General features: G+C 60.6%; 21 protein-coding genes. 10 read left to right on the top strand and 11 right to left on the bottom strand.

The genetic code is table 11. From position 1 onward, the window contains the following. Positions 1-92: 92 nt before the first annotated feature. The 6 genes from F3H58_RS17005 (at position 93) to F3H58_RS16980 (ending at position 6,808) form a co-directional block, all read left to right on the top strand. A complete protein-coding gene (locus F3H58_RS17005) occupies positions 93-746 on the top strand; it encodes a thiamine phosphate synthase (RefSeq protein ID WP_065656695.1) in 654 nt (217 codons plus the stop codon). Between the two features lie 8 nt (positions 747-754). Further along, positions 755-1,855: a tetratricopeptide repeat protein gene (locus tag F3H58_RS17000; protein ID WP_035262893.1), complete on the top strand. Its 1,101-nt coding sequence runs from the start codon at positions 755-757 to the stop codon at positions 1,853-1,855. A gap of 164 nt (positions 1,856-2,019) precedes the next feature. Next, positions 2,020-2,820: an inositol monophosphatase family protein gene (locus F3H58_RS16995; RefSeq protein ID WP_003520360.1), complete on the top strand. Its 801-nt coding sequence runs from the start codon at positions 2,020-2,022 to the stop codon at positions 2,818-2,820. 201 nt (positions 2,821-3,021) lie between these two features. Then, on the top strand, positions 3,022-4,038 hold the full coding sequence (locus F3H58_RS16990) for a hypothetical protein (RefSeq protein WP_003520359.1): 1,017 nt from the start codon (positions 3,022-3,024) through the stop codon (positions 4,036-4,038). A 2-nt stretch (positions 4,039-4,040) separates the two neighbouring features. Next, positions 4,041-5,072, top strand: coding sequence for a peptidoglycan -binding protein (locus tag F3H58_RS16985; RefSeq protein WP_149743000.1), 1,032 nt, complete (start codon positions 4,041-4,043; stop codon positions 5,070-5,072). An 89-nt stretch (positions 5,073-5,161) separates the two neighbouring features. Continuing rightward, positions 5,162-6,808, top strand: a complete 1,647-nt coding sequence (locus F3H58_RS16980) for an FAD-binding dehydrogenase (protein WP_149742999.1) — start codon at positions 5,162-5,164, stop codon at positions 6,806-6,808. A gap of 1 nt (position 6,809) precedes the next feature. On the opposite strand, the gene F3H58_RS16975 is transcribed toward F3H58_RS16980, so the two are convergent. Further along, a complete protein-coding gene (locus F3H58_RS16975; protein ID WP_149742998.1) occupies positions 6,810-8,609 on the bottom strand; it encodes an ABC transporter transmembrane domain-containing protein in 1,800 nt (599 codons plus the stop codon). 260 nt (positions 8,610-8,869) lie between these two features. On the opposite strand from F3H58_RS16975, the gene rpmE reads away from it, so the two are divergent. Next, positions 8,870-9,091, top strand: coding sequence for a 50S ribosomal protein L31 (gene rpmE, locus F3H58_RS16970; RefSeq protein ID WP_003497640.1), 222 nt, complete (start codon positions 8,870-8,872; stop codon positions 9,089-9,091). Positions 9,092-9,247: 156 nt separating this feature from the next. Here rpmE and rcdA read toward each other — a convergent pair whose 3' ends face one another. From rcdA to F3H58_RS16955, 3 genes are all read right to left on the bottom strand, one after another. Beyond that, positions 9,248-9,763: a protease adaptor protein RcdA gene (gene rcdA / locus F3H58_RS16965; RefSeq protein WP_003506184.1), complete on the bottom strand. Its 516-nt coding sequence runs from the start codon at positions 9,761-9,763 to the stop codon at positions 9,248-9,250. 404 nt (positions 9,764-10,167) lie between these two features. Then, positions 10,168-10,359 (bottom strand): DUF1192 domain-containing protein, encoded by a 192-nt coding sequence (locus F3H58_RS16960; RefSeq protein WP_003506186.1) that lies wholly within the window; start codon positions 10,357-10,359, stop codon positions 10,168-10,170. Next, positions 10,356-11,645: an MFS transporter gene (locus tag F3H58_RS16955; RefSeq protein WP_035262904.1), complete on the bottom strand. Its 1,290-nt coding sequence runs from the start codon at positions 11,643-11,645 to the stop codon at positions 10,356-10,358. Before F3H58_RS16955 ends, F3H58_RS16960 begins: the two co-directional genes overlap by 4 nt. A gap of 137 nt (positions 11,646-11,782) precedes the next feature. On the opposite strand from F3H58_RS16955, the gene F3H58_RS27255 reads away from it, so the two are divergent. After that, positions 11,783-11,938, top strand: a complete 156-nt coding sequence (locus F3H58_RS27255; RefSeq protein WP_003520354.1) for a hypothetical protein — start codon at positions 11,783-11,785, stop codon at positions 11,936-11,938. Positions 11,939-11,967: 29 nt separating this feature from the next. On the opposite strand, the gene F3H58_RS16950 is transcribed toward F3H58_RS27255, so the two are convergent. Beyond that, on the bottom strand, positions 11,968-12,453 hold the full coding sequence (locus tag F3H58_RS16950; protein WP_065656502.1) for an Lrp/AsnC family transcriptional regulator: 486 nt from the start codon (positions 12,451-12,453) through the stop codon (positions 11,968-11,970). A 161-nt stretch (positions 12,454-12,614) separates the two neighbouring features. On the opposite strand from F3H58_RS16950, the gene F3H58_RS16945 reads away from it, so the two are divergent. Both F3H58_RS16945 and F3H58_RS16940 read left to right on the top strand, forming a co-directional pair. Next, positions 12,615-13,181, top strand: coding sequence for a PCC domain-containing protein (locus F3H58_RS16945; RefSeq protein ID WP_162934194.1), 567 nt, complete (start codon positions 12,615-12,617; stop codon positions 13,179-13,181). Further along, positions 13,168-13,575, top strand: a complete 408-nt coding sequence (locus F3H58_RS16940) for a PPC domain-containing DNA-binding protein (protein WP_003520351.1) — start codon at positions 13,168-13,170, stop codon at positions 13,573-13,575. Before F3H58_RS16945 ends, F3H58_RS16940 begins: the two co-directional genes overlap by 14 nt. 38 nt (positions 13,576-13,613) lie before the next feature. On the opposite strand, the gene F3H58_RS16935 is transcribed toward F3H58_RS16940, so the two are convergent. The 6 genes from F3H58_RS16935 to F3H58_RS16910 are packed head-to-tail and all read right to left on the bottom strand — an operon-like array spanning position 13,614 to position 19,753. Then, positions 13,614-14,507, bottom strand: a complete 894-nt coding sequence (locus F3H58_RS16935; RefSeq protein WP_149742996.1) for a PCC domain-containing protein — start codon at positions 14,505-14,507, stop codon at positions 13,614-13,616. Beyond that, positions 14,504-15,271 carry an SDR family NAD(P)-dependent oxidoreductase gene (locus F3H58_RS16930; protein WP_149742995.1) on the bottom strand — a complete coding sequence of 256 codons (768 nt, stop codon included), beginning with the start codon at positions 15,269-15,271 and terminating at the stop codon, positions 14,504-14,506. Before F3H58_RS16930 ends, F3H58_RS16935 begins: the two co-directional genes overlap by 4 nt. A gap of 31 nt (positions 15,272-15,302) precedes the next feature. Continuing rightward, positions 15,303-16,928 (bottom strand): acyl-CoA synthetase, encoded by a 1,626-nt coding sequence (locus F3H58_RS16925; protein ID WP_149742994.1) that lies wholly within the window; start codon positions 16,926-16,928, stop codon positions 15,303-15,305. Then, the gene (locus F3H58_RS16920; RefSeq protein WP_059755809.1) at positions 16,925-18,094 is read right to left on the bottom strand and encodes an acetyl-CoA acetyltransferase; all 1,170 of its coding nucleotides are present in this window, start codon (positions 18,092-18,094) and stop codon (positions 16,925-16,927) included. The genes F3H58_RS16925 and F3H58_RS16920 overlap by 4 nt, the downstream gene beginning before the upstream one ends. Next, a complete protein-coding gene (locus F3H58_RS16915; protein WP_149742993.1) occupies positions 18,091-18,948 on the bottom strand; it encodes an IclR family transcriptional regulator in 858 nt (285 codons plus the stop codon). The genes F3H58_RS16920 and F3H58_RS16915 overlap by 4 nt, the downstream gene beginning before the upstream one ends. A 1-nt stretch (position 18,949) precedes the next feature. Beyond that, positions 18,950-19,753, bottom strand: a complete 804-nt coding sequence (locus F3H58_RS16910; RefSeq protein WP_188128960.1) for an SDR family NAD(P)-dependent oxidoreductase — start codon at positions 19,751-19,753, stop codon at positions 18,950-18,952. Positions 19,754-19,777: the final 24 nt, after the last annotated feature.

Raw genomic sequence — 19,777 nt, 5'->3', positions numbered from 1 at the left:
GATCCTTTCGCCGGTCCGGTTTATCGGATTTGTCATATGAAAACGAGTGCAGATTGCGCGGTAAGCGTCTTCTGTCGGAAATGGACGAACCGATGACCCTAGTTGAAGATCGTTGCCGCCTTGTCCTGATCGTTCCGCAATCGGACGACGCGCAAAAGCAGGCGACAGAGGTGGAAGATGCATTGCGGGGCGGCGATGTCGCTTCCGTCATCATTCCGCAATATGGTCTGGATGACGCCGCTTTCCAGAAACGCGCCGAACTGATCGTGCCGCTTGTCCAGAAGGCAGGTGCGGCAGCGCTCATCGCCGGCGACAGCCGCGTTGCCGGTCGCGTGAAGGCGGATGGCCTGCATGTGGTTGGCAATGGCGAGGCGCTTGCCGAGGCCGTGGAAAAATTCACCCCGAAGCTCATCGTCGGCGGCGGCAATGCGGATGACCGTCACAAGGCGCTGGAGCAGGGCGAGGCCAATCCGGATTACGTGTTTTTCGGAAAGCTCGAAGGCGACATCAAGCCGGAAGCACACCCCAAAAACCTGGCGCTCGGCGAGTGGTGGGCCTCGATGATCGAAATCCCGGCCATCGTCATGGGTGGTACCGATGTGTCCTCGGTGGTTGCCGTGGCCGAAACCGGTGTGGAGTTCGTGGCGATGCGCAGCGGCGTTTTCGATAACGCCACCGGCGCTGCCCAGGCCGTTTCTGAAATCAACGCCCTGCTTGACGAAAAAGCGCCACGGTTTGACGGTTGATACAGGCGATGATCATGCGCTCGGTTCACCTCTGCCTTTCCGTTTCGCTGCTGGCGCTCGCTTTCGGCGCGCCGGCGGGTGTCGCTTTTGCCCAGTCCGGGCCGCAGAGCGAAAGCAATGCGCTGTCCCGCCAGCTGGAAAATGAGGCTCAGCCGACCCGTCAGGGCCGGGTGCAATCCGAAGAGCAGAAGGACTTGCAGCCGTCGGCAGGCGTGAATGTCTATCAGCGCATGGGTGCGGAATTGCCGGCGCTGCCGCCTGAAAAGGAATTCAAGGGCCGGGTGGACGAAGCTTACGGGCATTTCCAGCGCGGCGAATATGTGCAGGCGCTCGACAAGGCGCTGAACCGCGCGCAGAACGGTGACGCAGCTGCCCAGACGCTGGTGGCGGAAATGATGTCGCGTGGTCTGGGCATCGCCCGTGACGAGAAGACAGCCGCTTTCTGGTACCAGCAGGCGGCTCAGGGTGGCGATCCCGTCGCCATGTTCAAATTCGCGCTGATCCTGATGGAAGGCAAATTCGTCACCCGCGACAAGGCGAAGGCCGACGATTTCATGCGCCGTGCGGCGGAAGCTGGCAACGCCTCTGCCCAGTTCAACTGGGGTCAGATACTGGTTTCGGAAAATCCCGGCGCCAAGGGTCTTTTGATGGCTTTGCCGTTCTATGAGAAATCCGCTGAACAGGGCATTGCCGATGCGCAATATGCGGTGTCGCAGATTTACTGGTCGCTCAAGGATGTGCCGGCCGAGAAGAAGGCAAAGGCGCGGGACTGGCTGACACGGGCCGCGAAGGCGGGCTACGATACTGCGCAGGTCGATCTCGGCATCTGGCTGGTCAATGGTTTCGGCGGTGAGCGCAATCTGGATGAGGGCTTCCGCTGGCTCTATGGTGCGGCACAGCGCGGCAATGTCGTGGCGCAGAACAAGGTGGCGCATCTTTACATTCAGGCGCTCGGCACCCGGCCCGATCCGGTCGAAGCGGCCAAATGGTATGTGCTTTCCCGCCGCGCCGGGCTGAAGGATCCGTCTCTCGAGGACTTTTATCTCGGCATCACCGACGAGCAGCAGAAGAAGGCGATTGAGGCCGCAAATCGTTTCCGCCCGACGTGATGGAAGGGTGGCCTCGCCACGCTGGCGTTGACCCATGGGCTTTTTGCCTTGAATTTCCGCGCGTTTTGTGGTCTTGAACCGCAAACTTTCAATTCAAGAAAATAATGACGTGCCTGCCCGGTGAGCTTCCGGGCGGTTCGCAAGCTTTCCAGGAAACAACATCGATGGCCCGTTCAGCCCTTCTCAATGTCATGGTTCAGGCCGCCATCAAGGCGGGTAAGTCTTTGTCGCGTGACTTCGGTGAAGTGCAGAACCTTCAGGTCTCGGTCAAGGGACCGAGCGATTTCGTCTCGCAGGCGGACCTGAAAGCCGAGAAGATCGTGCGCGACGAGCTGATGAAGGCCCGCCCGACCTACGACTTCCTGGGTGAAGAAGGCGGCGAGGAAAAAGGCACGGACGGCGCACATCGCTGGATCGTCGATCCGCTGGATGGCACCACCAACTTCCTGCACGGCATTCCGCATTTCGCGGTTTCCATCGCGCTCGAGCGTAACGGTGAAGTCGTCGCCGGCGTGATCTTCAATCCGGCCACCGACGAACTCTACACCGCCGAGCGCGGCGGCGGCGCGTTCCTCAACGATCGCCGTATCCGCGTCGCTGCGCGCAAGGCGCTGACCGATTGCGTCATCGGTTGCGGCGTGCCGCATCTCGGCCGCGGCAATCACGGCAAGTTCCTGGTCGAACTTCGCCACGTCATGGGTGAGGCAGCCGGCATCCGCCGCATGGGTGCGGCGTCGCTCGATCTCGCCTACGTTGCCGCTGGCCGTCTAGATGGTTACTGGGAAGCCGATCTTTCGCCCTGGGACATGGCGGCAGGCCTGGTGCTGATTCGTGAAGCCGGCGGTTTCGCCTCCGACATCAAGGGCGGCACGGATATCTTCGGCAGCAGCTCCGTCGCTGCCGGTAACGAATATATCCACAAGGCGCTCGTTGAGGTCGCCAACCGTCCCATTCCGGGCCGCTGATTGGTTTTCGGCGGAAAACCTGCCGTTTTCTGCAAGTTTTAGACGCCCGGCGAATATTCGCCGGGTGTTTTTGTTTTCCGTCATCCGGTTCCAGGCTGTTTTCGTGAAACGCCTGTGACGAAAGACCGGCTTTTCGCTTCAAATCGTCGCAATTTTCAAATAGCTTCCGCTGGATAGCTGACCAAAGGGAATGCGAACGTTATGGCGGATTCGGAGCTGCTCGATCTTGGCGTCGAGAAACCGGTGACCACACGGCAATACAGCCACAAGCTGTCCAGCCCGACACCGTTTCTCTGGACGATGGTTCTGTTTCTGATCCTCGTGGGCTTTCTGGCGGCCATTCTTTACCGGCAGGCCCACACCGCCTTCATGACCAATCCGGGGCTCAACGGCTTCATTCTCGGCGTGCTGGCTATCGGCATTATTCTGGTGTTTACACAGACGATGAGCCTGCGTTCCGAAGTTCGCTGGTTCAATGCCTTTCGCGCTGCCGGCAGCGTCGAAAAGGTCGGCCGTGCGCCCAAGCTGCTTGCGCCGATGAGCACGCTGATCGGCAAGCGTGGCGAAGTCCGGCTCTCTGCCGTTACGCAGCGGACGATCCTCGATTCCATCGCGACGCGCCTCGATGAGACGCGTGACACATCACGTTATCTTGTCGGCCTGCTGGTGTTTCTCGGCCTGCTCGGCACCTTCTGGGGCCTGATCGGCACCATTGGCGCCATCAGCAATGTCATCCAGTCGCTCGATCCGAGCGCCGGTGACAGCAACGATATTCTCGGCTCCCTCAAGGCCGGCCTGACTGCGCCGCTGGCGGGCATGGGAACGGCGTTTTCCTCGTCGCTGCTTGGTCTTTCGGGGTCGCTGATTCTCGGCTTCCTCGATCTTCAGGCCGGCCGCGCCCAGAACCGTTTCTATACACAGCTCGAAAACTGGCTTTCCTCGGTGACGGATACCACCGAAGGGCCGCGGGAGTTCAAGGGCGAACCCGGCGCCGTGGTCAGCACCGAGCGCTCGCTTGCGGCCATGACCAGCCTTGCCGAAGGCATTCAGGGCCTGGTCAAGAACATGCGCAGCGAACAGCAGATGTTGCGTGACTGGATCGAAGCGCAGCAGGAAGAATCGAAATCGCTCCGCCGCACGCTCGACCGGCTGTCGGCGCGGATCGACAGCGACACGAAATCTTCCGGACGCACCCGGCACGATAACGGGAGCGAGTAGCCATGGCGCTTGCGCGCAACCGCCGCCGCGACAGGGGTGTGGACTATTGGCCGGGTTTCGTCGATGCCCTGTCGACGCTGCTCATGGCCATCATGTTTCTGCTCACGGTCTTCGTGCTGGCGCAATTCGTTCTGTCGCGGGAAATCACTGGCAAGGACGAGGTGCTGACACGTCTTAACAGCCAGATTGCCGAACTGACCGAACTTCTGGCCATGGAAAAAGGCAACAAGCAGGATATTGAGGACGCGCTCGCGAGCCTGCAATCCACCCTTGCCGCATCCGAAAACGAGCGCTCGCGCCTGCAGGCGCTCCTCGATGCGGGATCTGGCAGCAATGCGAATGCCAATGCCCGGATCGGCAGCCTGACCGGTGAGCTGGACGAGCAGCGGCAGGCCAATTCCCGCGCCTCCGCACAGATCGAATTGCTCAACCAGCAGATTGCGGCGCTGAGAGCGCAGATTGCCTCGGTCGAAGCCGCGCTTCAGGCCTCGGAAGCCAAGGATGCCTCTTCTCAGGTCAAGATCGCCGATCTCGGCCGCCGTCTCAATGTTGCACTGGCACAGCGGGTGCAGGAACTGAACCGTTATCGGTCCGATTTCTTCGGGCGGCTTCGCGAAATCCTGTCGGACCGCGAAAACATCCGCATCGTCGGCGACCGGTTTGTCTTCCAGTCCGAAGTGCTCTTCCCCTCCGGCGGCAATGAACTCAACCCGGAAGGGCAGGCGGAGATGGAGAAGCTTGCTATCGCGCTGCTCGATCTCGCCAAGGAGATTCCGGCTGAGATCAACTGGGTGCTGCGCGTGGATGGCCATACGGACAATGTCCAGCTTTCCGGTTCCGGGCGATACCGGGACAATTGGGAACTCTCCTCGGCCCGCGCCACCTCGGTGGTGAAATTCCTGATCTCGAAGGGCGTACCGGCAAACCGGCTGGTCGCCGCCGGTTTCGGCGAATATCAGCCGATTGCCGAAGGCGATACGCCGGAAGCACGGCAGCAGAACCGCCGTATCGAACTCAAGCTCACCGAACGCTGAAATCGCGGACCGCGTCATCGCGGTTGCCTTCTGATGAAAGTAAATTTACGTTCGCGTAAAAGTAATTCCGTCATATCTGGGAGGGGCTGATGGAAGGCTATGATGTGATCGTTGTCGGCGCGGGGCTTGCCGGGCTGGTGGCGGCAACCGAGGCGGCTGAGCGGGGTTTCAGCGTCTGCGTCGTGGATCAGGAGGGCGAGCAGAACCTTGGCGGGCAGGCCTTCTGGTCGCTGGGCGGACTGTTTTTCATCGATAGTCCCGAACAGCGCCGGATGCGGGTGCGAGACAGTCTCGATCTTGCAAGACAGGACTGGTTCGGTTCGGCCGGTTTCGACCGTCCGGAGGATTATTGGCCGCGCCGCTGGGCGGAGGCTTATCTCGATTTTGCTGCCGGTGAGAAACGCGAATGGCTGCACCGCATGGGCATGCGCTGGTTTCCCGTTGTCGGCTGGGCCGAGCGCGGCGGCAGCCTCGCCCATGGCCATGGCAATTCCGTTCCGCGTTTCCATGTAACCTGGGGCACGGGTCCGGGCGTACTTGCACCCTTCGTAAAAAAGGCGAAGGTCATGGCGGCAACCGGCCGGCTGACCTTTCGCTTTCGCCACCGGGTTGATCGTCTGGTGATCGCCGACGGCCGGGTGACCGGTGTTTCAGGCTCCGTTCTTGCACCCGACCAGGTGCAGCGCGGGCAGGAGAGCAGCCGGGAAGAGCAGGGCGATTTTGTCTTCTCCGCTGCTGCCGTCATCGTCAGTTCTGGCGGTATCGGCGGCAATCAGGAACTGGTGCGGCGCAACTGGCCGGTGGAACGGCTGGGCGAGCCTCCTGCCAGCATGGTCTGCGGTGTTCCCGGGCATGTGGATGGCCGCATGATCGCCATTACGGAAACCGCCGGTGGAGCCGTCATCAACCGTGACCGCATGTGGCATTATACCGAGGGCGTGAAGAACCACGATCCGATCTGGCCGGGTCACGGCATCCGCATCCTGCCCGGCCCCTCGTCCTTCTGGTGCGATGCGGATGGAAACCGCCTTGCCGCCCCGGCCATGCCGGGTTTCGATACGCTCGGCACGCTAAAAATGCTGGGTGAACGCGGCAGCGCCCATAGCTGGTTCATTCTGACCAAGGCGATCATCAAGAAGGAATTTGCGCTTTCAGGCTCGGAACAGAATCCGGATCTGACTGGCAAGGATATAAGGCTGCTGCTCAAAAGACTGGGCAAGGAACCGCCGGGGCCGGTGCGTGCCTTCATGGAGCGCGGCGAAGATTTCGCCGTCCGGGATACGCTCGAAGAACTCGTGACGGCGATGAATGCCATCAGCGGCGACGACCGGCTGCATATAGACCATATCCGTCATCAGATAGAGGCGCGCGACCGCGAAATCGAAAACGGTTTCAGCAAGGATGCGCAGGTAACGGCGATACACGGGGCGCGCCGTTATCTCGGCGACCGGCTGATGCGGACGGCAAAACCGCACCGGCTGCTTGATCCGGCAATGGCGCCGTTGATCGCCGTGCGGCTGCATGTGCTGACGCGCAAGACGCTTGGTGGCCTTCACACCGATCTTGAGGGGCGGGTGCTGGATGCTGCCGGTGCGCCGGTTCCGGGCCTTTATGCCGCCGGCGAAGTGGCGGGTTTCGGGGGCGGCGGCATGCATGGCTATAATGCGCTGGAGGGCACGTTCCTTGGCGGATGCCTGTTTTCCGGCCGCGTTGCGGGGCGCAAAGTGCTGGCGTGATCTAGGCCTGGGCGCGCAATTCGTCCGGCCCGGTCTGGAATTGCAGCCGGGCAAGCCGCGCATAAAGGCCATTCTGGCGAATGAGGCTCTGATGCGTGCCCTCTTCGATGATGCGGCCCTCATCCATCACCAGAATACGGTCAGCCTTCAGCACAGTGGCGAGGCGATGAGCGATGACGATGGTGGTGCGGGTTTTCATCAGCTCATCGAGCGCCTTCTGCACCAGTGTTTCGCTTTCCGCATCCAACGCCGAGGTGGCTTCGTCCAGCAGCAGGATTGGCGCATTGCGCAGGATGGCGCGGGCAATGGCGATGCGCTGGCGCTGGCCGCCGGAAAGCGTCACGCCGCGTTCACCCACCTGCGTATCATATCCGTCGGTAAGACGTTCGATGAAGCTGTCGGCCTGTGCGGCGATGGCGGCGGCTCGCACCTCCTCGCGTGTCGCGTCAGGTCGGCCAAAGGCGATATTATCGTGGATGGAGGAGGCGAATATCGCCACATCCTGCGGAACGATGGACAGGCGCGCGCGCAGATCGGCAAGGGTGACGTCGCGAATATCCGTGCCATCGACGGTGATGCGGCCCTGCTGCGGATCGTAAAAGCGCATCAGCAGCGAAAAGACCGTGCTCTTGCCGGCACCGGAAGGCCCGACGATGGCGACGGTTTCGCCGGCGCTGACCTTGAAGGAGAGGCCGGAAACGATCGGCCGTTCTGTCGCGAGTGGATAAACGAAATCGACATTCTCGAATTCCGGCTCGCCGCGTGGCGGCTGCGGCATGGCGACGGGCGATGTGGGTTCTGCGACGGGCGAGTGCTCGTTCAGCAGTTCGGAAAGCCGTTCGGCCGCGCCACCCGCCTGCGCCAGTTCACCCCAAACTTCCGAGAGCTGACCGAGACCGCTTGCCGCGATGACCGAATAAAGCACGAACTGGCCGAGCGTACCGGCCGTCATAGTGCCCGAGAGCACGCTTTGCGCGCCATACCAGAGAATGCCGACGACGCTGCCGAAGACGAGCGCAATGGCGACGGCGGTGAGGATGGAGCGGGCGCCGATGGCGGCGCGTGCGCCCTGATAGGCGGCTTCCACGGAGGCGCCATAACGGGCATTCGCCAGCACCTCGGCATTAAAGGACTGCACGGTGCGGCTCGCCGCAATCGTCTCGGAAGCATAGGCGGCGGAATTGGCCAATGTGTCCTGCGTGGTGCGGGAGCGGGCGCGAACCGAGCGTCCGAAGGCGATCAGCGGAAAAACGATGAACGGAATGGCAAGCAGCGCAAGGCCGGAAAGGCCGGGGCTGGTATAGATCATCATCGCCACCGCGCCGCAGCACATGATGATGTTACGCAGCGCTACCGAGGCGGACGAGCCAAAAGCCGAGCGAATCTGCACGGTATCGGCGGTCAGCCGCGAGGTGAGTTCGCCGGATCGATTGCTATCGAAAAACTGCTGCGACAGGGTGGTGAGGTGGGCAAAGACATCGCGGCGCAGATCGGCTACGACCCTTTCACCGATGGTCATGACGTAATAATAACGCATGGCGCTGGCGAGCGCGAGGACAACGGCAATCGCCAGAAGCATGGCGAAATAGCTGTTGATCATGCCGCTATCCGGCGTCTGGAATCCGTGATCGATAATGCGGCGAACGGCAAGCGGCAGGGCGAGTGTCGTGGCGGAAGAAAGCACGAGAGCGAAAAGGGCGGCCGCCATCAGGCCGCGATAACGCCGTAGATAGGGAAACAGGCCAAGAAGCGGCTTCAGGCTTCGTTGTTTCGCCGCTTTCTGCTCGTCAATGTCTGCCACGTCCTCTATGCTCCTCATTGCCTGCCGTTTTGGGCCTTTTGCGTGTGAATTTCACGCGTGCGGCAAAATTCCCGCCCCTTTGGCCATCTCCCTTCACAAGGGGATTGCAGGCTCTTGTTATCTGGGCGACCTTCATGTATAGGCTCCGCATCGAATTGGGAAGCCATAGCCCATCTGGTCTATGGCTTCATTTATTGAAATGGCTCAGTTGACGCAATTGCGGCAAATGGACCGCACGTCACTTAACCAGGAAGATTGTCATGAAGGCTGATATCCATCCCGATTATCACACGATCAAGGTGGTCATGACCGATGGCACCGAATACGAAACCCGCTCCACCTGGGGTTCGGAAGGCGCCGTCATGAACCTTGAAATCGACCCCAAGTCCCATCCGGCATGGACGGGCGGCAACCAGCAGCTTATGGACCGCGGTGGTCGCGTTTCCAAGTTCAACAAGCGTTTCGGCGGCCTCGGCCTCTGATCCTCTTGCGGACGGATCGTTTAAAAAAAGCCCGGTTTTGCCGGGCTTTTTTGTTGCCATTTTTCGGCGATGGCGCTCGCGCCCGCGTAGCACGCAAAAGAAAAAAGCAGGCCGGTGAGCCTGCTTTTCAAATTGTCCGGATAAGGTCGTCTTTTCTCAGTTGATCGAGAAAGCCGTGCGCAGGAGGTTGAGCTGCGCCTGCACGCTGTTTTCATTGTCCGGCACCTTGGCGGCTTCGGACGGGCGATAGATTTCGCGGTCGAGCAGGGCGATGCGATTCTGGAGACGCAGCGAGCGCTCGATGAGGTCGCGGAAGGATTCCGGCAGGTCGTTCCAGCCGGGCGCATTGCGGTCGACGTTGAAGCTGTCGAGTCGCACCTTGTTCTTTTCGCTCAGAACCTGATCGCGCGTCATTTCACCGTTGTTGACGGCGCGCTGCAGAAGCAGCCAGGAGGCCATCTGCATCAGGCGGGTGGTGAGGCGCATCGATTCCGCCGCATAAAGAACCGAGGCCATACGCGGCAGCACCTTGGAGGCGGCGCGGCCGGCGCCGTCGAGATAACTTGCCGTTTCCTCAACCAAGGTCATGCCTTCGGTATAGAGGGTCTTGAACTGGTTGGAAGCAGCCGCGCGACCCGCAAAGCTTATGGTATTTAAAACCTGTTCCGACATTTTCTTTAAATCCCTGCTCACGCACCACACTGTCAGGCAACGACGACGCGGATATTTTGTTCCGGCCTTTAGTGTTTTCAGGATGGTATCTTTACCTGAAATGCGCAAGGCAATTATTAAAGAAGGGTTAATACCCACAGTTTTACGGAAACCGGCCAGCGGCAAAAAAAGAGCCGCGAAAGCGGCTCTCAAGGTAAAACAGGGAGAAAAATCAGACCAATTCGCCGTATGGAGAAGATGCCTGAGGTCCAGAAGAACTGGACATGTATAGTAATCTCTCAGAAAGCTTAATTTTTGGTTAATGGTAAACGAAAGACTGCCCCGTAATATTCATTTTTCGGCGCTGGCTGAGCCTTAGCTTACGGCAGCGGAAGTGCAGTCGTGTACCTATTCTGCAGTGCGCGTCAGGATCGGAAGAGATTTTCCGCCGCTTGCCTTCCGGCGGATTTCCGTGTCCTCTCCTCTTCGAGTCGGGTGATTTCGGCTTGCAGAAGATCGATACGGCTGCTCAGCTCGTCCACGGAAAGAAGGCTGAGATCGCCACCGATCTCATGCGCTGCCGGTTTTTGCGGACGGTCATCGTCAAAGAGGCTCATATGCCTGCTCCTTTTTCCACATAGTCGCCATCGTCGCCTGGATATTGCGGCGCGCGCGGGTCAAGCGCAATACTTTCCGGCGTGACGAGCGGTGAGGGCGTTGTTGGCATCATCGTCGAGAAATTGTCTTTTTCCTCGGTTGAAAGTGCTGCGCGCCGGCGGCTTCTGATGATGGCATAGGCGGTGATGAGCAGATGCGCCACAGCCGTGACCAGAAACAGCGCATAGGGGCCGAAATGGGTCATGATCGCGCCGCCGAGCGTCGGGCCGATGATGGTGCCGATGCCATAAAGCAGCAGCAGACCACCGGAAACCTTGACGAAGTCTTCCGATGCCGCGAAGTCGTTGGCATGTGCCACGGCGATGGGATAGAGCGCATTGGCGGCGGCGCCATAAATGGCGATCATCGAAATCAGCACATAGACATCGTGCGGCTGGACCACCGCGACAGCCAGGCCCGCGACCGCGCCAAGCCCGGCAAGCCCGGCAAGCACATAGCGGCGGTCTATCCGGTCTGAAAGCCGGCCTGCGGGAAATTGCGCCAGCGCACCGACGAAAATCGTGACGGACACCATGATGGCGATCATGGTCGGGTCCAGCCCTGCCCGCGCACCGAAGACGGCGCCGAGCGTACCGTAAGCGCCGTTGGCAATGCCGATCATCAGAATGCCGATGAAGGAAACCGGTGAGTTGCGGTAAAGGGCCGGCAGATCCAGCTTCACCTTCTGCAACGGCTGTGGGCTCGCCGCTTTCGAAAGTGTGGCCGGCAGAATGGCGATGCAATAGATGATGCCGCAGATCATGAACAGCGAGGTATTGCTGATATCCCCCATCGGCACGATCATCTGCCCCGCCACGACGCCGAGCAGCGTGATGGCGATATAAAGCGAGAAGATCATGCCACGACTTTCGTTGGTGGCGCGCTCGTTCAGCCAGCTTTCGATGATCATCGAGGTTCCGGCCGTGCAGAAACCGGTAAGCGCGCGTAGCGCGATCCATGAGGTGTCGTCGATGATAAGGCCGGTCATCAGCACCGTCAGGCACACCAGCGCCACGAATGACCCGAATGCCCTAACATGGCCAGCGCGGCGCACGATGGCAGGCGCGACAAAGCAACCGACGACGAATCCCGCCGCCCAAGAAGTGCCCAGAAAGCCAAGAATTTCATTGGAGTAACCTTCCGCCGAACCACGCACCGGCAGCACGAGGCCCTGAAGGCCGTTGCCGAGAAAAAGAAACAGAGTGCTGGATAAAAGAGCGAATACGGGTAGAAGATTTCTGCTCATGAAAACACTCTCATGCGTTCGGACGGACGGTCGGACAGGTCATAGGACGGGCGTTACCCGAATGAGTTGCACTCTTCTGGTGAACGGTAAAAATGTCCAGCCTGTGACGATGCAGAAATAAAGAAAAGGCTCAATAAATGACAAAGGCGATCGGCCTTTTTTTACTGCTGGCCATGGTGGTCCAGATCATCCGGCCGCTCGGTCTGCCGGGCCTGAAAAAAAGAGGCGATTGCTGGAAGATCGCGGTTGCCGCCTTTGTCATCTGGTCGGTGACGCTGCTTCTGCGCCCGTAACGAAAAGCCGCCGCGGAGGCAGGCTCCTTTCAGGCGGGTGGCGGCTCCGCATCTGGCACGACCGATAAAGTATGCTTGAGGCATTTAAGTGCGAAACAGGAGCGGGAATGGCGCACACCCTCGATCTTGTAAAGCTTGCGGCGCAGAAACTGCTCGTAGCCCGCGGTTCCCGCCACCGCCACCTTGATGAGATAATCATATTCGCCGGTTGTCAGATAGGCTTCCAGCACTTCGGGAAGAGCGGCCATGGCCTTACCGAAACGTTCCAGAACCTCATCGTCGTGACGTTCCAGCATGACCTCGATGATCACCGTCTCCGTCAGTCCCAGATGGGCCTGATCGAGAATGGCCGTATAGCCGCGAATGACCCCTTCGTCTTCCAGCCGCTTGACGCGCTGCCAGCAAGGGCTGGGCGACAGCCCCACCTTTTCCGATAGTTCCGTATTGCTCAGCCTGCCGTTCTCCAGCAGGGCCCGCAATATTTTGCGGTCAATTCTGTCCAGCGGCTTCGTCATGCCGGTCTCCCTGAAATGTATCGCAAAAAAATCTGCCGTCCGCGGGGCCGCTCGGGAAAGAAGTGTTTTCCGAAGGGCACTTTGGCGGCGCCATTCGAAAGCACCTTTGGCTGGTCTTTGAGTACCGTACTGCAAGGTACAGGCAGCAGGGAGGAGTAGGCATGGCACCCACACGGCAACAGCATTTCCCAAGGCCGAGAACGCTGATACACCCCGGTATTTCTTCGCCGGTGCGTATCAACAGCCTGCGCTCGCCATCTGCGCGCCACATGCGGCTGTTCATCGCGCCGGGGTGCAGCCTTTACGATGGGATCGTGCGGTCTTTGGCCGAAAACGGCATTGAAAATGCCTCTTTGACCATTCTCGGCGGTTATTTCGACATCCTGTCCTATTGCGTGGCTCCACCCGATCCCTCCGGCAGGGCGGTCATCGCCTATACGAAACCCATCGATGCCGGGGCGGCCTGGCTGGTTTTCGGCAACGCCACGCTGGGGCGGAGCATGAAGGGCGAGCCGATCGTGCATTGCCATGCCGCCATGCGGACCGCAGCGGGTGTGGTCAAAGGCGGCCATTTGCTGACGGAATCCTGTATCGTCGGAGAAGGCGGCATTTCCGCCCTTGTGACCTCGCTCGACAGTTTCGTGCTGCAGCAGTCCTTCGATCCCGAAACCAATATTCCCCTTCTTCAACCCAGGAACCGCACGGAGCCCGCCGATGAACACGCATAACACTGTCGAATCCGGCTCCATGGGCCGCGTGGCCTATGCCCGCATCGCGCCCAATGAAGACCTCGTGCTCGGCGTCGAGAAACTGTGTCTGGCCGAAGGTTTCCGCAACGCCTTCGTGCGCGGCGCGCTGGGCAGTCTGGTGGATGCGTGCCTCGGCACCCGCAGCGGCGCGTTTTTGCAGATAAGCGGTCCTGCCGTTGAAATCGTTTCGATTGCCGGTGAGGTGCGCGCCCAGCCCGATGGCTCCCTGCGCGCCGCGCTGACCGGTGTTGTCGCCGACACCGATGGCGCGGTTTACGGCGGTCCCTTCATCGCCGGCGCCAACCCGGTGTGCATGACCTTTGAGGTGACGCTGGAAGAATGGTTGCCTGCGGAAAAGCCGCAGGCGGCGTGAGGTACGGTAAGGGGGGCGGTGGAGTTGCACGGCGCAACTCATGCGGCCGCCCCCTGTCTTTCGGTTAGAAGCAGCTCGAAAGTGACGCAGACCGGGTTCTTGCCGCGCACCAGCCGCCCGCCGCTGATCTGCGTGGTAAGATCGACCATCGCAATATCCAGCACTGCCCGTTCGCCACCCGTGGCGGCGGGGTGGATGCGGCCATTGCGGATGAGGATTTCGCTGGCATAGGCGGTGAGACTTGTTCCGTCTTCATAATCCGCACCAATCAGGCTGCCGATACCATTGACCTCGGCCTCTCTCAGGTTGAACTGTCTGCAGGCGGATTCAAGCGCCGTGCAGATATCGGTATTGGGCCGCACGGTGCACAACAGCGCCCGGAGCCCTGCATCTTTCCGGCTGCGCGTTTGTGCTATGGGCGTGAAGAGGGGGAAATTGGTTTCCTCGTCCTTCTGCACATCCAGAATTGCGCCATCCAGCGCCAGCGCCTCGAGCGGCGTTTCTCCGGCAAATTCGGACTCCAAAGGCAGCAGGTGGCCCATGGAGAGAACGCCTTCGGCACTTTTCCACGAACCATGGCAGTGCAGGAACGGCTGACCGTCGCGCCGCCCCATATGCAGGCCGGCATCGATGATTGTACCTCCCGGCATGGAGAATGTTTCGCTATACCAGGCGGCATGGGCGTCATCGGGTGCGGCAGCAGGCATGACATAGTGCAACCGCTTCATCGGCACATTTTTCAGTCTGACATAACCGCCATCGAAACCCTGTTCGTCAAAGGCCTCTGCAATCGCTTCGTTGACGCAGACACCGGGTCTGGCATTCAGCCTGACCGGATGGGCGTGGCAGCCGACGACGCGGAAGCGTTCGGGTGTTGCCGGCCCCGGATGGACGATGCTGCGCGGAAGCCCCTTCGGGGGCATTGTCGTCATACCGCAAGCCCTGCGGTAATGAAGCCGCCATCCACGGCCAGCACCTGACCGTTGATGTAGCTCGCGTCGTCCGACACAAGGAAAGCCACGGCAGAGGCGATCTCGTCCGTCCTGCCATAGCGGTGCATGGGAACGCGGCTGTGCCACTGGCTGCGAACATTCTCCGTATGAACCGCCTGGGTGAGGGGGGTATCGACGGGGCCGGGCGCAATCGCATTGACGCGAATGCCAGATCGCCCCAGCTCGTTTGCCATAACCATCGTCAGAAGATTGACGCCGCCTTTTGAAGCGCCATAGGCGCTGCGGCCACGATTGCCGCACATGCCGGAAACCGAGCTGATATTGACGATCGAGCCGGAAATTGCGCGGTCCAGCCAATAACGCGCGGCGGTGCGGGCCACGGCGAAACTGCCGACGAGATTAACGTCAACGATACGACGGAATTCTTCCACGCTGGTATCGACGGAAAGCTTGTCGATGCCGATGCCGGCGCTGTTGACGACGGCCACCAGATCGGCGCCGCCTGCCGTCAAGGCGGCGAAAGCCTCTTCTATCGACCTCTCATCCGCCACGTTGCAGACGATGCCGCGCGAAGCATCGATGCCGAGTTTTTCGCAGGCCGCATCCAGCGCCTCACGCTTGAGGTCCAAAAGCCATGGCTGCCAGCCGCGCGCCATCAACAGCTGCGCCGTGGAAAAGCCGATACCCGATGCGCCGCCGGTGATGGCGACAGCGCCTTTCATCTCTCTCGTCTGCTGTGTCATACCGTCTCCTCCCGGTTATGCGTTACGGCCTTCAGCCAGTCAGTTTTTCCTCGAAAACCGGCATCTGGCCGCGCTTTTCCAGCTCCTCGCGGATCATCTTCTTGGTGATCTTGCCATAGGCGGATTTCGGCATGGCATCCCAGAACACAACGGCTTTCGGCAGCTTGTAACGGGCCATCTTGCCGTCGAGATAGGCTTTCAGGTCGATGCCGGCGATATCCGCGCCCTCCCGCGCCACGCAGACGGCGACGCCGACCTCGCCCCACACCGCATCCGGCACGCCCAGAACCGCTGTCTCGCTGATATCCGGATGCATGAGGATTTTCTCCTCGATCTCACGCGGATAGATGTTCGAGCCACCGGAAATATACATGTCGGAGGCGCGGCCGGTGATGTAGACGAAACCGTTCTCATCGCGGTGGCCAAGATCGCCGGTGCGGAACCAGCCGTTGCGGAAGGCTTTGGCATTGGCATCGGGATTATCGTAATAACCCGCGAAAACAGCGGGACCTATCACGCAGATTTCTCCGGTTTCACCGGCGCAAACCTCCTCGCCTGCATCGTTCTGGATTTGCACTTCCATGCCGGTGCGATCAAAACCGCAGGTGCCGATCCGCGCCTCCGGGCCGTCCTCGGCGTTGTGGAAGGAAGGCGGCAGCACGGTGATGTTGCCGGTCACCTCGCCAAGGCCGAAATATTGCACCAGCACCGGGCCGAGCTTGGCGAGCGCCCGTTTCTGATCGGCGCGATACATGGGCGCACCGGCATAGATGACGTAGCGCAGCGAGGAATGATCGAAACGATCCACGGAAGGGTCTTCGATCAGCATTTTCAGAATGGTCGGCACGGTAAAGGCATTGGTGACGCGCCATTTCTCGATCAGCGCCCACACCGCGGGCACATCGAGTTTTTCCGCAGCCGGAAGCACCGTTTTTGCCCCATGCGCCACCTGCACCAGCTGGTGAATGCCCGCGCCATGCGAAAGCGGCGCAACGACGATGGAAGCGTCGCCCGGTCCGGTGCCGGGCATCAGATCGCAAAGATGGTTGGTGATGACGAAAGCCATCTGGCCATGGGTCAGTACCGCCGCCTTGGGCCGACCCGTTGTGCCGGAGGTGAAGAAGAACCAGCAGGGATCGTCCCGATCCACCGCCTGGCTTTTGACTTTCTGGCCTAGATAACGGGCCACGATGGTATCGTAGTCCTCGCCGAATTCGGCCGTGCCAATGGCGATGGTGAAATCGATCGCGGTCGCCTCCCGGCTGGCCCTTGCATGCTCGGGAAAAGCGCTGGCGCAGATCATGCCGCGTGCGCCGCTGGCTTTTGCCAGATAGGCCACCTCATCGGGCGACTGGCGATAATTGGTCGGCACCCACACCGCGCCCACGCGGAAGCAGGCGAACATGGATTCGAACATCTGGTTGTTGTTGGAAGACTGCACCAGAATGCGGTCGCCTTTCCTGACGCCGAATTCTGTTACCAGCGCCTGTGCCATCGCATCGACGCGGGCGTCCATTTCAGCCCATGTCCAGCTCTTGTCACCCCATACGAAGCCGATGTCGGCGGGGTTGCGGCGCGCTGCCTGGGTCAGGAAATGCGAGAGATTCATGACCCGCGTGGTCGAAGGCGCAACCCCGCCCGGAGGATGTATCGTCATTTCACGCGCTCCATGATCGAGACATAGTTGGCAACCGCAGTTCCCCCCATGTTGAAAACACCGGCGAGCGAGGCGCCGGGGATCTGCATGTCGCCCGCTTCACCCATCAATTGCATCGCCGCCATGACATGCATGGAGACCCCGGTTGCTCCAACCGGATGTCCCTTGGATTTCAGCCCGCCGGAGGGGTTGATCGGCAGGCGCCCGGTTTTCAGGGCCGTGCCTTCGCGCACCACCCGGTGGCCTTCACCGGGCTTCGCCAATCCCATCGCCTCATATTCGATGAGTTCGGCAATGGTGAAGCAATCATGGGTTTCGACGAAGGAAAGATCGTCGAGCGTTGCGCCTGCGAGTTCCAGCGAACCTGCCCAGGCGCGGCGCGCGCCCTCGAAGGCCAGCGGATCGCGGCGGCTGAGCGCCAGAATGTCATTGACATGCTTGCGGCCCCGGAAACCGATGGCCCGGTTGAGTGTCGCTGCGGTTTCCTCATCGGCCAGAATGATGGCGGCGGCGCCATCGGAAATCAGCGAGCAGTCGGTGCGGCGCAGCGGGCCTGCGACGTAAGGGTTCTTCTCCGATACCGTGTTGCAGAAATCGAAGCCGAAATCCTTGCGCATATGGGCATAGGGATTGACCGCGCCATTGGCGTGGTTCTTGGCGGCGATCATCGCCAGTTCTTCCGAGCGATCGCCATAGCGCTGGAAATATGCCTCGGCGATACGTCCGAACTGGCCGGCAAAGCCGCCGGAAATATCGGCTTCCTCAGCACGGTAGCAGGCGGATAGCAGGATTTCACCCACCTCGGCGGTTGGCAGCGCCGTCATTTTTTCGGCGCCGACAACGAGCGCGATGCGTCCACGCCCGGCCTCGATGAAATCCATGGCGCTGTAAAGGGCGGCCGATCCCGTCGAGCAGGCATTCTCGAAACGCACGGCGGGCGTATAGGCGAGGCGCTCATCGCCCATGGCCACCAGCGCGCCCTGAAAATCCTGTTTCGAGAAACCGTTATTCATGACGCCAACGAAAATGCCGTCTATATCGCCGACATCGACGCCGGCATGGTCTATGGCCGGCGCCACGACCGAAGCCATCAGTTGCTCGGTATTTTCAAGGGCCGATTTGCCGAAAGGCGAATGCGCCCAGCCGACGATCTGCGCTTTGCTCATTTGCTCGTTCTCCTTGTTTGCCGTTTCGCGTCGCCTTCGCCGCGCGTGCGGGCGCGGCTGGCCATCATTTCCGCAATGCGTGTCTCGATGCGGGTCACTTCCTCGCGCAGCAGCGCGGCCAGTTCCGGCTGGCGCTCCGGTCGCATACGGCTATCGACGGCGGCAATGCTCAACGCCCCCGCCACCGCGCCATCCGGTGTTCGGATGGCAACGCCGATACCCCAGGAATTCGAGAGGATCAGACCCGGATTGAGCGAATAACCATTGGTTCGCGTCAATTCGACATCGCGGCGCAGTCCGTCCAGCGTGATGCCGGGATAGTTCGCGGCAATCAGCCCGCTATTGGCGGCAATGACGCTTTCCACCTCGGCATCGGGCAGCGCCGCCAGCATGGCGAGCGATCCCGCGCCAATGCCCAGCGGGTGCTCGAAACCGGCCTGAAGCGCGTGGGTACGCACCGGCCAAGTGCCTTCTTCGCGATAGAGGCACAATGCAAATGTATCGCGACGCACGGAAAGGAAGCTCGAATCCTCTGTGCGGCGGGAAATGCGCGTCAGACTGTCCTGGGCCATCTGCAGCAAGCCGAAACGGCGCGATGACAGACTGCCGAGCACGTAGGCTTCCTCGCCCAGATAATAACGCCGCGTTTCCTCATCCTGCTCCACCAGGCCTGCGCGGATCAGCGCCAGTAGCAGGCGGCGGGCCGTGGGCTTGTTCAGCCCGCTTTCGGTGACGATGACCGAAAGCGCCACACCGCGTTCGGCATGACGCCCCACCATCGATAGAAGTCCCAGCGCCCGGTCTACCGCGCGCGCGCCTGTCAGGTCGTTTTCCGCCGGGATTATCGTGGCCATATCAGGAAAACGCCCCCACCGCACAGCTTTGCCCGCCATCGACCGGCAGGCAGATGCCGGTGATGAACTTGGCTTCATCGGATGCCAGAAAGACTGCCGCACGTGCGATATCGAAGGCATCGCCCATGCGGCCTACTGGGACTGCGGCATTGCGCGCCGCCACCATGTCCTCGACGGAGGCATATTGATTGCTGATCTGCTTGTAGATCAGCGGCGTGTCTATCATTCCGGGCAGAACGCAATTGGCGCGAATGCCCTGGCGGGCATATTGCATTGCCAGCGCCACGGTTGCCTGGTTTACGGCGGCTTTCATGGCGTAATACGCAAAATAGGGATAGCCGGTCCAGCGAATGGAGGCGAGCGATGAGATGTTGACGATGGCCCCACCGCCCTGCGCCAGCATCACCGGCAGTACCGCCTTGGCGGTGCGATAAACGGAGCCGATATTGAGATCGACCGAGGCTCGGAAGCGTTCCTCATCCAGCTCGACCGGGCCGCCCATATGGGTCACGCCGACATTGTTGTGCAGAATATCGATGCCGCCGAAGACCTCGCAGGTCCGCGCAACCGTGGCCGATACGGAATCGAGTTCCGTGACATCGGCAGCAACCGCAATCGCCTCGAAACCTTCGCCGCGAATGATCTGCGCGGTTTCCTCGGCCGCGTCAGCGGAGAGGTCGACACAGGACACGCGCGCGCCTTCGCGGGCAAATTGCACGGCCGCAGCCTTGCCATTGCCGAAACCCGGACCAGATGATCCTGCGCCAAAAACTATGGCGCGTTTTCCCGTCAGGCGACCTGTCAAAACAGTCTCCATTACAATCGTCAG

The sequence above is a fragment of the Rhizobium sp. NFACC06-2 genome, from assembly GCF_900101425.1.
GTDB lineage: Bacteria > Pseudomonadota > Alphaproteobacteria > Rhizobiales > Rhizobiaceae > Agrobacterium > Agrobacterium leguminum.
Note: the sequence above shows the minus strand (reverse complement) of the source record. Positions and strands in the feature narration are given on the sequence as shown.

What these genes read in the sequence shown, in the direction of transcription:
- F3H58_RS17005 (WP_065656695.1), top strand. Translation starts at nt 93, where the DNA reads ATGACCCTAGTTGAAGATCGTTGCCGCCTTGTCCTGATCGTTCCGCAA.
- F3H58_RS17000 (WP_035262893.1), top strand. Translation starts at nt 755, where the DNA reads ATGATCATGCGCTCGGTTCACCTCTGCCTTTCCGTTTCGCTGCTGGCG.
- F3H58_RS16995 (WP_003520360.1), top strand. Translation starts at nt 2,020, where the DNA reads ATGGCCCGTTCAGCCCTTCTCAATGTCATGGTTCAGGCCGCCATCAAG.
- F3H58_RS16990 (WP_003520359.1), top strand. Translation starts at nt 3,022, where the DNA reads ATGGCGGATTCGGAGCTGCTCGATCTTGGCGTCGAGAAACCGGTGACC.
- F3H58_RS16985 (WP_149743000.1), top strand. Translation starts at nt 4,041, where the DNA reads ATGGCGCTTGCGCGCAACCGCCGCCGCGACAGGGGTGTGGACTATTGG.
- F3H58_RS16980 (WP_149742999.1), top strand. Translation starts at nt 5,162, where the DNA reads ATGGAAGGCTATGATGTGATCGTTGTCGGCGCGGGGCTTGCCGGGCTG.
- rpmE (WP_003497640.1), top strand. Translation starts at nt 8,870, where the DNA reads ATGAAGGCTGATATCCATCCCGATTATCACACGATCAAGGTGGTCATG.
- rcdA (WP_003506184.1), bottom strand. Translation starts at nt 9,763, where the DNA reads ATGTCGGAACAGGTTTTAAATACCATAAGCTTTGCGGGTCGCGCGGCT.
- F3H58_RS16960 (WP_003506186.1), bottom strand. Translation starts at nt 10,359, where the DNA reads ATGAGCCTCTTTGACGATGACCGTCCGCAAAAACCGGCAGCGCATGAG.
- F3H58_RS16955 (WP_035262904.1), bottom strand. Translation starts at nt 11,645, where the DNA reads ATGAGCAGAAATCTTCTACCCGTATTCGCTCTTTTATCCAGCACTCTG.
- F3H58_RS27255 (WP_003520354.1), top strand. Translation starts at nt 11,783, where the DNA reads ATGACAAAGGCGATCGGCCTTTTTTTACTGCTGGCCATGGTGGTCCAG.
- F3H58_RS16950 (WP_065656502.1), bottom strand. Translation starts at nt 12,453, where the DNA reads ATGACGAAGCCGCTGGACAGAATTGACCGCAAAATATTGCGGGCCCTG.
- F3H58_RS16945 (WP_162934194.1), top strand. Translation starts at nt 12,615, where the DNA reads ATGGCACCCACACGGCAACAGCATTTCCCAAGGCCGAGAACGCTGATA.
- F3H58_RS16940 (WP_003520351.1), top strand. Translation starts at nt 13,168, where the DNA reads ATGAACACGCATAACACTGTCGAATCCGGCTCCATGGGCCGCGTGGCC.
- F3H58_RS16935 (WP_149742996.1), bottom strand. Translation starts at nt 14,507, where the DNA reads ATGACGACAATGCCCCCGAAGGGGCTTCCGCGCAGCATCGTCCATCCG.
- F3H58_RS16930 (WP_149742995.1), bottom strand. Translation starts at nt 15,271, where the DNA reads ATGACACAGCAGACGAGAGAGATGAAAGGCGCTGTCGCCATCACCGGC.
- F3H58_RS16925 (WP_149742994.1), bottom strand. Translation starts at nt 16,928, where the DNA reads ATGACGATACATCCTCCGGGCGGGGTTGCGCCTTCGACCACGCGGGTC.
- F3H58_RS16920 (WP_059755809.1), bottom strand. Translation starts at nt 18,094, where the DNA reads ATGAGCAAAGCGCAGATCGTCGGCTGGGCGCATTCGCCTTTCGGCAAA.
- F3H58_RS16915 (WP_149742993.1), bottom strand. Translation starts at nt 18,948, where the DNA reads ATGGCCACGATAATCCCGGCGGAAAACGACCTGACAGGCGCGCGCGCG.